Raw genomic sequence first — 11,475 nt, 5'->3', positions numbered from 1 at the left:
ATCCCCATCTTCAAATCTTCAAATCACCCAATCCCCATCTTCAAATCTTCAAATCACCCAATCCCCATCTTCAAATCTTCAAATCTTCAAATCTTCAAATCGAATCCAGTTTCCCACAAGCCTCCCAAAGCGGGTCGTCCGGTAAGGGCGCCAGGATACTGACGGGGTCTTGGCGCACCGGGTGGATAAATTCGAGTCTGCGGGCGTGCAAATGGATGCCCCCGTCCGGGTTGCTCCTGGGGAAGCCGTATTTAAGATCCCCCTTTATCGGGCTTCCTATGGCGGCCAGCTGGGCGCGGATCTGGTGGTGCCTGCCGGTTTCCAGGTCAATTTCCAACAGGTGGTAGCGGTCCAGGCTGCCGAGCAGTCGGTAATTGAGGATCGCCTGCTTGCTGCCGGGGACTTCTTTGGCCCGGGCATAGGACTTGTTTTGTTTTGGGTTGCGTTCCAGCCAGTGTACCAAACGGCCGGCTGTTTCAGGAGGCGGGGTCCCCACCAGGGCCCAGTAGGTTTTACGGGTACCGCCCTCCGCGAACAATCGGTTCATCCGGCTGAGCGCCTTCGAAGTTCGCGCAAAAACGATGACGCCGGTGGTGGGCCGGTCCAGCCGGTGGACGACTCCCAGGAATACCTTTCCGGGTTTCTGATATTTATGCGCGATATAGTCCTTGACGGTTTCAGGCAGCGGGGTATCCCCCGTTTTGTCACCCTGAACGATATCGCCTGCGCGTTTGGAGACGGCGATCAGGTGGTTATCCTCATAGAGGACCATCAGGTTTCCGGGATGTGTTTTCGGACCGTTCATGGAAGGCAGGAAGTGTGAGGCGTGGCAAATGCGCAGTATGCTGGGGTTCGTAACACCGCGGGGTACCGGCTAGTATTGTTCGTCCGTGTTCGGGAAATTCTTCGATTTGACATCGCTTACATACTGCCCGATAGCTTTTCCCATATCCTCGTACAGATTCATATACCGGCGTAAGAAACGCGGGTTGAATTCGTGGGTCATCCCCAGGAGGTCGTGAATAACCAGTACCTGGCCGTCCGCATGGACCCCCCCGCCGATCCCGATAGTCGGGATGGTGAGTTTCTCGGAGACCTTTTTGGTGAGTTCCGCCGGGATCTTTTCCAGGACTACGGCAAAGCAGCCGAGGCGTTCCAACAGCTTGGCATCCTCCACGAGTTTGCGGGCTTCGGCCTCTTCCTTGGCCCGTACCGTGTAGGTGCCGAATTTGTAAATACTCTGGGGGGTCAGCCCCAGGTGGCCCATCACCGGGATGCCGGCGTTCAGGATGCGCTTCACGGATTCCTTTACCTCTTCCCCGCCTTCCACCTTCACGGCGTGCGCGCCGCTCTCCTTCATAATGCGAATGGCAGAACGGAGGGCTTCCTTCGGGTCGCTTTGGTAGGAGCCGAAGGGGATATCCACAACGACGAGCGCCCGGTCCACAGCCCGGATCACCGAACTCGCGTGGTAGATCATCTGGTCCAGCGTGATGGGCAGGGTGGTTTCGTGACCCGCCATGACATTACTTGCGGAATCCCCGACCAGGATTACGTCGACCCGCGCAGCATCCACGATCCGCGCCATGGAATAGTCGTAGGCGGTAAGCATTGAAATTTTTTCACCCTGTTGCTTCATTTCCACGAGCGACCGGACGGTAACCCTTTTGTATTCTTTTTTAGAAACGGACATAGTTTGGCGGTTTATGGCGCCTAAAAGTACACAATTTTGCCGTGTCCGCCCGAAGGCACCCCCGACCAGGGATTCGCCGGAATAGGCTACATTTGGAGAATTCAACTTGACGCCATGTACGCATTATTTTATCGCCTTCTCGCAGTATTCATTCTCCTGTCCGGGCCTATTGGACTGGCTCAGCAGGATTCAAAAGCTGCGGTCCGCTCCAGTATCGACCGCTTTTTCCAGGGTTTACACCAGCGGGATACCACCGGGATGAAAACCGTATTGGGGGCCGAGGTGCTCCTGCAGACCGTAGGGAGCGATCCGGAAGGAAAGGCCGTATTGCGTTCCCAGCCCATGGCCGATTTCCTGGCATCCATTGCCGGCATCCCCGATACCGTGGTCATCGAAGAGCGGTTGCTGGATTACAAAATCCGCGTAGACGGAAATATGGCTCATGCCTGGACCCCGTACGAATTCTATGTAGGCGGGAAGTTCAGCCACTGCGGGGTGAATTCCTTCCAGCTTTTCCGGGATGGATCGGACTGGAAAATCATCTACATCGTCGATACGCGGAGGCGGGACGGCTGCCTTTAGCAGTCGCTCAGGTTGACCCCCACGGCGAGCCCCCCTTCGGAGGTTTCCTTGTATTTTGAGTTCATGTCCCGGGCCGTTTCCCACATGGTCTGGACCACCTTGTCAAAAGGCACTTTTGCATTGGCCGCGTCCGATCCCAGGGCGAGTTCCGCCGCATTGATCGCCTTGATGGCGCCCATGGAGTTGCGCTCGATACACGGTATCTGTACCAACCCGGCAATCGGGTCGCAGGTAAGCCCCAGGTGGTGTTCCATCGCAATTTCTGCGGCCATCAGTACCTGGGCCGGCGTGCCGCCCAGCAATTCGGTCAGGGCCCCGGCGGCCATGGCGGACGACACCCCGATCTCCGCCTGGCACCCGCCCATGGCGGCTGAGATGGTGGCCCCCTTTTTAAAGAGGCTGCCTATTTCGCCTGCCACCAGCAGGAATCGTTTGATTTCCGGAAACCCCGCCTGGTGGTTTTCGATGACCAGGTAGTACATCAACACGGCCGGGATGACCCCGGCGCTTCCATTGGTAGGGGCCGTAACAATCCGACCCAGGCTGGCGTTGACCTCATTGACGCTCAAGGCAAAACAACTCACCCATTTCAGAATCTGACGGAACTGTACCCGGGTATTCCGAATGGATGCGGGCCAGTCTGACGGCCCGGTATAGGGCGAATCCCCCTGCAGGTTCTGGTAAATTTCCGCTGCCCGGCGCTTTACGCGGAGTCCCCCGGGCAGTTCCCCCGGCGTATGGCAACCTTCGTAAATCGATGCGAGCATTACCTCCCAGATACGCTGCAACCCGGCGCCGATTTCCGAATCGGTCCGCAGGGACCGCTCGTTCTCCAGGACGATATCCGAAATGGACGCCCCGGCGTTTTTGCAATGGCTCAATAATTCCGCCCCGGTACTGGAAGGGTAGGGGAACTGGTTGAAGGCCTGCTTTTTGCGTTTTGCGTTTTCCTGCTCTTTCTTGACCACAAAACCGCCGCCTATGGAATAATAGGTTTCCGACCGTTTCTTCCCGTCACTGAAATGCGCTTCAAACGTCAGTCCGTTGGCGTGGAAGGGGAGGAATTTCCTGTGGAAGCTGATATCGGTTTTCGGGTCGAAGCGCACCGGATGGGACCCCCCCAGCCGGAGTTCTTCCTTTTCCCGTATTTCCGAGATGGTGGACGACACGGATTCGATGGGTACGGTTTCCGGATCGGCCCCACAGAGCCCCATCTGTACGGCCAGGTCCGTGGCATGCCCTTTACCGGTAAGCGAAAGGGATCCGTACAGGAGGACGCGGACCCTGGTTACCCGTTCCAGCTTTTCCGTTTTTCGCAACTCCCCGAGGAAGCGCAAGCCGGCTTTCCAGGGTCCCAGAGTATGGGAGCTGGACGGCCCGATTCCAACCTTAAGCATATCAAAGACACTGATGCACTCCATACCCGTTGTTTTATCAGTACGAAAATACAAAGCTCCGCAGGAGTACCACCTATACTGCCGGAAAATAAACGGCCACTTACCACTTTCCCTGAAAGCCCCCGGCCGCAGCTTTTTGCGGGATGTTTGTGACAGTATGTCAGGTTTTGTGTAATGGCATATTGTTTGACACTTACAGTGCGACCGGAAAGCAATACACTAATAATAAAATTACAGGAATGAGTAAGATTATCGGAATAGATTTAGGTACCACAAACTCCTGCGTCTCCGTGATGGAGGGAAATGAGCCTGTGGTAATCCCGAATGCCGAGGGCAAGCGTACGACCCCTTCCGTGATCGCCTTTGTAGAGGGCGGTGAAATCAAGGTGGGCGACCCGGCCAAGCGGCAGGCGGTGACCAACCCGAACAAGACCATATACTCCATAAAGCGTTTTATGGGGAACAAATATTCAGAATCCCAGAAGGAAGCCGAACGGGTGCCGTACAAAGTCGTCAAAGGAGACAACAACACCCCGCGGGTAGACGTTGACGGACGCCTTTACACCCCCCAGGAACTCTCTGCGATGATTCTGCAGAAAATGAAAAAGACAGCCGAGGATTATCTCGGACAATCCGTCAGCCGTGCGGTAATTACCGTCCCGGCCTACTTCAACGATTCCCAGCGGCAGGCTACCAAGGAAGCCGGTGAAATTGCGGGGCTTAAAGTAGAGCGGATTATCAATGAGCCCACGGCGGCTTCCCTGGCCTACGGCCTGGATAAAAAAGACCAGGACCAGAAAATCGTAGTCTTTGACTTTGGTGGCGGAACGCACGACGTATCCATCCTGGAGCTCGGGGACGGGGTTTTTGAGGTACTCGCAACAGACGGGGACACCCACCTGGGCGGGGACGACGTAGACCAGAAGATCATCGATTGGCTTGCGGATGAATTCAAGCAGGAAGAAGGGATGGACCTGCGTGAGGATGCCATGGCCCTGCAACGCCTCCGGGAGGCGGCTGAAAAGGCCAAGATCGAATTGTCCTCTTCCTCACAGACGGAGATCAACCTGCCGTATATCACGGCGACTTCCTCCGGACCCAAGCACCTGGTGCGCACCTTGTCGCGTTCCAAATTCGAGCAACTGATCGAAGACCTGGTCAAGCGGACCATCGCCCCTTGCGAATCGGCCCTGAAAACGGCTGGTCTCTCCAAGAGCGATATCGATGAAATCATCCTGGTGGGAGGATCCACGCGGATTCCGGCCGTACAGGAAGCGGTTGAGAAATTTTTCGGGAAGAAGCCTTCCAAGGGCGTAAACCCGGATGAGGTGGTTGCCATCGGCGCGGCCATCCAGGGAGGCGTCCTGACCGGGGATGTAAAAGACGTACTGCTCCTGGACGTTACCCCCCTTTCGCTCGGAATCGAGACGATGGGAGGCGTGAATACAAAACTCATCGAGGCGAACACCACCATCCCGACCAAGAAGTCGCAGGTGTTCTCCACCGCGGCCGACAACCAGCCTTCTGTGGAAATCCACGTACTTCAGGGCGAGCGCCCCATGGCCAAGGACAACAAGACCATCGGGCGGTTCCACCTGGACGGCATCCCGCCGGCGCCCCGGGGCACGCCGCAGATTGAGGTGACTTTTGACATCGACGCCAACGGGATCATCAAGGTGTCTGCAACGGATAAGGCAACCGGGAAGTCTCAGGACATCCGGATCGAAGCCTCCTCCGGCCTTACCGAGGAAGAGATCGAGCGGATGAAGTCTGAAGCCGAGGCGAATGCCGAAGCGGATAAGAAAGCCAAGGAGAAGGTAGACAAACTCAACGAGGCCGACCAGATGATTTTTCAAACGGAAAAACAACTGGGGGAATTCGGCGATAAATTGTCTGCAGACAAGAAGCAGGAAATCGAATCCGCGCTCGAAGAGCTCAAAAAGGCTTATGAAAGCAAGGATACCGATGTAATCCAGCCGGCCCTGGACAAAATCAACGAAGCCTGGAAGAACGCTTCGGAGGAAATGTACAAGGCACAGGCCGAGGCCCAGCAACCGGGAGCAGACGGTGCCGGGCAGACCACGGATTCAGGCGATGCCGCGGAAGGAGACAACGTGGAGGACGTCGATTTTGAGGAAGTGAAATAAGAAACGCCGCACTCAGGCGTTAGCATAAAAGGGCGGATTCAATTTCCGCCCTTTTTATTTTTTTGGAACAGGGTTCCGCCTTTTCCGCCGAAGCAGTAATTTTACGCTATGAAACATCGCTACGTCGTCTGCATATCGCTTGTTTTCGCGTTGATGGGCCAATCCCTGAGACCCCAGGAACCTGAGTCTTTCAGCCGAAGCGATTTCCAGCTGCTCGGGCCGGTAAAGTCCTGTGTGGTCCAGGCGAACTACGGGGCGGAAACCTTTGAGTTCGACCGAACAGGAAGGCTTGTTAAGTCGCAAACCCGCTACAACGACTCGGATTACGATATCACCTATTACCGTTTTTCGGATTCCCTGCTGACCGAAAGGCGGGATGAAGTATACCGGGACGGGAAATTCGACGCCCAGACCTCAATTGCCCATTTTTATTCCCGCGATACAGCTGCCCGGCCCCGGTTGCTGGAACGCATTGTATCCTATGACCGGTCTTTCCAGGAACAGGTTGCCTACTACTTTGGGGACTCGGGCCGATTGGAACGCATAGTGCGCACGGATGCGGAAGGAGTGGACGAGACCTCGGTGGAATACGCGGTATTTAAAAACGAAGCGACCCGGAGCTTTACAAAAAACGGCGAACTGCAAAAAAGCATCCGTACCTCCCAGGTGCAGGGGGAGCAGGGCGGCACCACCACGCAACTGGTAAAGGAATACCTGCGGGGTAGTCCGGTAAAGGCCGTGGAGAGCACCCTGGATGAGCAGGGAAAACTCCTCAGGGAAGTGACCTTTGCCTATGATGCGGAAAAGAAATCCTTTGTCCCGGCAAGTACCCGGGAGGTCAGCTATAACGACCAGGGCCTTCCCGAGACCGAAACCACCACGATCCATGCGCAGGGCAAAGGTGGTTCCAAGGGCGAGCGAAAGGAAATCCGGAATTACGTCTACCAGATGGACGGCAGCGGCTACGGAAATTGGGTGCGCCAGGTGGTTACCCCGGAGAACTCATTTGTGGTACGGCAAATAGCGTATTACAAACCCCCAGCGGAGGTGGCGCAGAAAGACAGCCTGAACGATTGAAGCAGGCCGGGGTTATTCCTGGCTTATCTGTTGGGATTGCCGCCTGTCCATTCATGCTGCAATAAGCCGTAGACGCAGGTGTTTCTTTTAAAACCGTCATCCAGGTATACGTTTTTGCGAAAAACACCTTCGAGGCGGGCCCCCAACTTTTCTACGGCTTTGCGAGAGCGGATATTCCGCTCGTCAATCCGGAATTCAACCCGTTCAAAGCCCATCGGCCCGAATGCGGCATCCAGCATCAGGGATTTTACCGCGCAATTCAAGCCGGTACCCTGAAATCGGCTTCCTATCCAGGTAGAACCGATTTCCACAACCCGGTTGCGCGCATCTATCCGCATAAATCGGGAAGTACCCGCCCATTGACCGGCTTCCCTGTCGTAGATCAGGAAGACCTGGCTCGTTCCCTCCTGCGTCTCCCGTAATGCCTTTTGAAAATAAGCCTCAAATCCTTCCGGGGTGGTCAGTACCCCTGGCGAATACCGGATCAGGCCAGGCTCCCGGGCAATTTCCCTGAGGCACGGATAATTTACAGGAGTCAACGCCTCCAGACGCGCCCGTTCGTTCTGCAAAACTACTTTTCCCTGATCCATTTGCGCTGTAATTCATGCCCCCCGCGGTAGTTGATGATCTCCAACCGGCTGCCAAATACTTTCCGGGCATGATCGGCGAGTTCTTTTCGGCCCCATTTGTCGGCCATGGGGTCGGAATCCCCGTGGTATAGCTCTACCCGGCATCCTTCCGGCAGGTGTTCAAAATCCGCGGGCCTTAGTTCCTCCGGGATCCTGCCCGCGTAGAGCACGATCCGCCTGCAGGTTATTCGCCTGCGGGCCACCCAGCGGCACAAGACGGAAACACCCTGGGAGTAGCCAAAGGCGATGAGGTTGTTGCAGTCTTTCAATCCTTCCTCAGCAGCCATCACGTCCAGATAAGCCAACAGGTTTTCCATATGCCCCTGGGTGTTCTCACGGGTCAGCCAACTGGCCCCAACGCGGTCATAGGTATCCGAGGTATAATAAAGCGACGGGGCCTGGGGGGCCAGGACGTAATTCCGGGTAAGGTCCAAGTGATTGAAATTCCTTAGGAAAAAACGGGCCAGTTGGCCGATTCCGTGGAATACGATCCAGGTATTTCCGGCTCCCCGGCGCGGATTGCCAAGGGTGAAATACGGTTCCCGGGTCGTGTAGGAAACCGATTTCTCAGTTGGGTATTCGGGTTCGTGGTCCGACATGGGAGTGGAAGGGAATGTTTACCTTTACAAAAATGGAAAATGCATGGAGCAATACAAAGAAAAAATACTGGAGGTTTGTAACGGCGTGTGTAAAAATACGCTGATGGAAACCCTGGAGATTGAGTTTACCGATGTGGGCGAAAATTTCCTGACCGCCCGTATGCCTGTGACTCCCAGGGTACACCAGCCAGACGGGATCCTGCACGGCGGGGCCACGGTTGCCCTGGCAGAAAGCGTTGCAAGTGCGGCTTCATATGTTTTTCTGGATGCCCAGAAGTTCTTTGTACGCGGTATTGAAATCTCGGCGAATCACCTGAGGAGTATCTCCGAAGGCTATGTCGAGGCGCACGCATCCATGATGCATCGGGGCCGAACCACCCAGTTGTGGGAAATCCGGATCCTCGGACCGCAGGACGAACTGATATCGCACTGCAAACTCACCACCATTGCCCTCCCCAAAGAAAATTAAATTCAGCAAGCTCGAGCGGCTTCTCGGGGAGCATCGGGGGAAATCGCTGCCCTTTGCCCTTTTCCGGAATCCCGGGGAGGAGGAGATTCATTCCCTATTGCAAAACGACCGGGAAAACCCCGGTTTTACAGGGGGTGATCAAAAAGGCTTTGTATTTGCCCCGTTCCACACGGGAGCTTCACCGACCCTGTTCCTGCGGCCGGACCAGGCGTATCGCACCCCGGTTCCCGGGGGAGCTGCCTGTGCGATGGATATCGGCCCCCGGCCGGACACGGAAGCCCGGGAAATACACATGGGCCTGGTGGAGGAGGCTGTGCGGGAGATCCGGACCACCTCCCTGGAAAAGGTGGTGTTGGCCAGGCGGTTTTCGCTGCCGTGCACCCTTTCGGCCGTCGAAATCTTTCTCCGCCTGTGCCAAACCTACCCCCGGGCTTTCTGCTATGTGTGGAGCCACCCGGATTCCGGGACCTGGCTGGGTGCGAGCCCGGAGCAGCTTATGGAGTTCGACGGCACCCGCGGCCACACGGATGCCCTGGCCGGGACGCAGCCGGCAGCGGGATTTGTGGCGCCGGCCTGGTCGGCAAAGGAATACAGGGAACAACAGCTGGTCACCGATTTTATCGTGGAGAAACTCCGGGAGGCCGGCCTGGAACCCGAAGTGGGCCCCACCCGGGATGAACGGGCCGGTGCGCTCTGGCACCTCAGGACGCGGGTCGGATTCCAGGCAGATGCTGACGCCGCGGCCGGCCTGGTTGGGGCATTGCATCCTACCCCTGCCGTGTGTGGTCAGCCCAGGGGCGCCGCCCGGGATTATATACTGGGGCACGAAAATTTTGACCGGGAGTATTATTGTGGCTTCCTGGGGGAAGTGGGCCGGACCGGCCCCGGCTCCTTCCGGCTGTTCGTAAACCTTCGATGCCTGCAACTCCGGGAAAACAGCGCGTATATCTACACGGGCGGGGGCATCACCGCCGATTCGGATCCGGCCGCGGAATGGGACGAAATCCAGCATAAGAGCCTGACGGTGCTGCGCGCCCTGCAGAATTCCCCGGATTGACTGGCAGGACCCGGGATCGCTTCGTATTTTTGCAGCGCCTATGAGATATACCGACATCCCGGCTGCACATTTGGTGGTGGCCTATTGCAAATCTGCGGGGGTCCGGCAGGTAGTCCTGTCCCCGGGATCGCGAAATGCCCCCCTGGTTCTGGGCTTTACATCGGATCCGTATTTTGAGTGTTTCAGTGTGGTGGATGAGCGCAGCGCTGCATTTTTTGCCCTGGGCCTGAGCCAGCAGTCCGGAAACCCCACCGCCCTGGTGTGTACTTCGGGCAGCGCCCTGCTCAATTATTACCCTGCCGTGGCCGAGGCGTATTACAGCCGGATTCCGCTGCTGGTCCTTTCGGCGGACCGCCCCGTTTACAAAATCGACATCGGGGACGGGCAGACCATCCGCCAGGACGGTGTTTATGGCAACCATATCGGCTTTCAAGGCAACCTGCAGCAGGACGTCACCCACGCTCCGGCAAGTATTCGGTGGGAAGGCGGTAGGGAGCCCGGGGACCCTCGTTCCCTGCATGAAATGCAGGCCCGCATCCTGGCTGAAAACGAGGCCAGGGTACAGGCAGCCCTTCAAACAGCCATGGAGGACCATTTGCCCGTCCACCTGAACATTCCATTTGAAGAACCCCTATACGGTACCAGTCCGGAGCCGCCGGTTGAAATACGTCCCACCCTGCAGCCCCGGCTGCCGGAAATTAACGGGGAAGGGGAGGATTTGCTCGGGCACTGGCAGGAAGCTGGCAGGAAGATGGTATTGATTGGCAGCCTGCCCCCTGGCAGCCTCTCGGATGCCGTCGTCGAAAGGATGGCCGCCGATCCTTCGCTCCTGGTGTTCACCGAAACCACCTCCAACCTGCATCACCCGGAATTTTTTCCAAGTATCGACAGCGTCCTGGCGCCCATTGAGCGTTCCGGGCAACCGGCGCCCTCCTTTGAGGCCCTTCGGCCCGATTTGCTGCTGACCCTCGGCGGGATGGTCGTGTCAAAAAAAGTCAAACAATTCCTCAGGGCCTACCCGCCAGCCGGGCACTGGCATGTGGGCCCGCATAATGCCAACGACACATTTTTCTCCCTCGCGGGGCATGTCCGGTCGGACGCGGATCATTTTTTAGGGGATTTCCTGCCCCGGACCCAACCGGATACAAAAAGCGGATACCGGGCGCGATGGTCGCCGGTTCGGGACGCGTATAGAAAACGCAGGACAGCCTATCTCGGGCAAATTCCCTTTTCTGATTTTAGTGCCTTTGAGGCCTTGATAAAAGCTATCCCTGACGGGTATATGGTGCAACTGGCAAACAGTTCCACCGTGCGCTATGCCCAATTGTTCGACATGCGACCCGGGAACCCGGTTTTTTGCAACCGGGGCACCAGCGGCATCGAGGGCAGTACCTCGACGGCCGTGGGGGCGGCCCATAATTACGAGGGGCCGACCCTCCTGCTGAGCGGCGATCTGAGCTTCCTTTACGACATCAACGGGTTGTGGAACGACAGGCTCCGGGATGATTTCAGGGTAATCGTCATCAACAACGGCGGGGGTGGGATTTTCAGGATCCTCCCGGGAAAGGAGGAGAGCGACGCCTTTGCCGATTATTTTGAAACAGTGCATAACCGGGACATGGAACCGGTCTGCAACATGTTTGGCATGGGTTACCGGCGGGCTGCCTCTGCCGGGGAACTAGAGGCTGCGCTTGACGGATTCTGGGATCCTTCCGGGCGCCCGATCCTCCTGGAAGTCCGCACCCCCCGCGAAATCAACGACCGTATTTTGCTCGACTACTTCGATTTTCTAACTTAGGCCTTGGATTTCCCCGCAACCTTCTGA

11 protein-coding genes are annotated in these 11,475 nt (G+C 56.8%); 6 read left to right on the top strand and 5 right to left on the bottom strand.

What is annotated here, in order from left to right:
• Nucleotides 1-94 precede the first annotated feature (94 nt).
• Both AC3DKS_RS03125 and panB read right to left on the bottom strand, forming a co-directional pair.
• Nucleotides 95-805 carry an RluA family pseudouridine synthase gene (locus tag AC3DKS_RS03125; protein WP_272607392.1) on the bottom strand — a complete coding sequence of 237 codons (711 nt, stop codon included), beginning with the start codon at nt 803-805 and terminating at the stop codon, nt 95-97.
• A gap of 69 nt (nt 806-874) precedes the next feature.
• Nucleotides 875-1,693 (bottom strand): 3-methyl-2-oxobutanoate hydroxymethyltransferase, encoded by an 819-nt coding sequence (gene panB, locus AC3DKS_RS03120; protein WP_015755118.1) that lies wholly within the window; start codon nt 1,691-1,693, stop codon nt 875-877.
• A gap of 114 nt (nt 1,694-1,807) precedes the next feature.
• Here panB and AC3DKS_RS03115 point away from each other — a divergent pair, with 114 nt between their 5' ends.
• Nucleotides 1,808-2,275: a hypothetical protein gene (locus AC3DKS_RS03115; RefSeq protein ID WP_015755117.1), complete on the top strand. Its 468-nt coding sequence runs from the start codon at nt 1,808-1,810 to the stop codon at nt 2,273-2,275.
• Here AC3DKS_RS03115 and AC3DKS_RS03110 read toward each other — a convergent pair.
• Nucleotides 2,272-3,696 carry an L-serine ammonia-lyase gene (locus AC3DKS_RS03110; RefSeq protein WP_272607391.1) on the bottom strand — a complete coding sequence of 475 codons (1,425 nt, stop codon included), beginning with the start codon at nt 3,694-3,696 and terminating at the stop codon, nt 2,272-2,274. The two genes, AC3DKS_RS03115 and AC3DKS_RS03110, sit on opposite strands and share 4 nt — an antisense overlap.
• A gap of 215 nt (nt 3,697-3,911) precedes the next feature.
• Here AC3DKS_RS03110 and dnaK point away from each other — a divergent pair, with 215 nt between their 5' ends.
• Complete coding sequence (dnaK, locus tag AC3DKS_RS03105; RefSeq protein ID WP_272607390.1) at nt 3,912-5,819, top strand: molecular chaperone DnaK; 1,908 nt, start codon at nt 3,912-3,914, stop codon at nt 5,817-5,819.
• A gap of 108 nt (nt 5,820-5,927) precedes the next feature.
• Nucleotides 5,928-6,896 carry a hypothetical protein gene (locus tag AC3DKS_RS03100; RefSeq protein WP_148214365.1) on the top strand — a complete coding sequence of 323 codons (969 nt, stop codon included), beginning with the start codon at nt 5,928-5,930 and terminating at the stop codon, nt 6,894-6,896.
• A 23-nt stretch (nt 6,897-6,919) separates the two neighbouring features.
• Here AC3DKS_RS03100 and AC3DKS_RS03095 read toward each other — a convergent pair whose 3' ends face one another.
• Both AC3DKS_RS03095 and AC3DKS_RS03090 read right to left on the bottom strand, forming a co-directional pair.
• The gene (locus AC3DKS_RS03095) at nt 6,920-7,486 is read right to left on the bottom strand and encodes a GNAT family N-acetyltransferase (RefSeq protein WP_272607389.1); all 567 of its coding nucleotides are present in this window, start codon (nt 7,484-7,486) and stop codon (nt 6,920-6,922) included.
• Nucleotides 7,468-8,124, bottom strand: a complete 657-nt coding sequence (locus AC3DKS_RS03090) for an alpha/beta hydrolase (RefSeq protein WP_272607388.1) — start codon at nt 8,122-8,124, stop codon at nt 7,468-7,470. The genes AC3DKS_RS03095 and AC3DKS_RS03090 overlap by 19 nt, the downstream gene beginning before the upstream one ends.
• Nucleotides 8,125-8,167: 43 nt before the next feature.
• Here AC3DKS_RS03090 and AC3DKS_RS03085 point away from each other — a divergent pair, with 43 nt between their 5' ends.
• The 3 genes from AC3DKS_RS03085 to menD are packed head-to-tail and all read left to right on the top strand — an operon-like array spanning nt 8,168 to nt 11,448.
• Nucleotides 8,168-8,593 carry a PaaI family thioesterase gene (locus AC3DKS_RS03085; protein ID WP_041327819.1) on the top strand — a complete coding sequence of 142 codons (426 nt, stop codon included), beginning with the start codon at nt 8,168-8,170 and terminating at the stop codon, nt 8,591-8,593.
• On the top strand, nt 8,571-9,650 hold the full coding sequence (locus tag AC3DKS_RS03080; protein WP_015755110.1) for a chorismate-binding protein: 1,080 nt from the start codon (nt 8,571-8,573) through the stop codon (nt 9,648-9,650). Before AC3DKS_RS03085 ends, AC3DKS_RS03080 begins: the two co-directional genes overlap by 23 nt.
• A 40-nt stretch (nt 9,651-9,690) precedes the next feature.
• Entirely contained in the window at nt 9,691-11,448 is a 1,758-nt protein-coding gene (gene menD / locus AC3DKS_RS03075; RefSeq protein WP_272607387.1) for a 2-succinyl-5-enolpyruvyl-6-hydroxy-3-cyclohexene-1-carboxylate synthase, read from the top strand.
• Nucleotides 11,449-11,475 lie beyond the last annotated feature (27 nt).

Source organism: Robiginitalea sp. (assembly GCF_982776155.1).
This window is presented reverse-complemented; position numbering and strand designations above follow the sequence as displayed.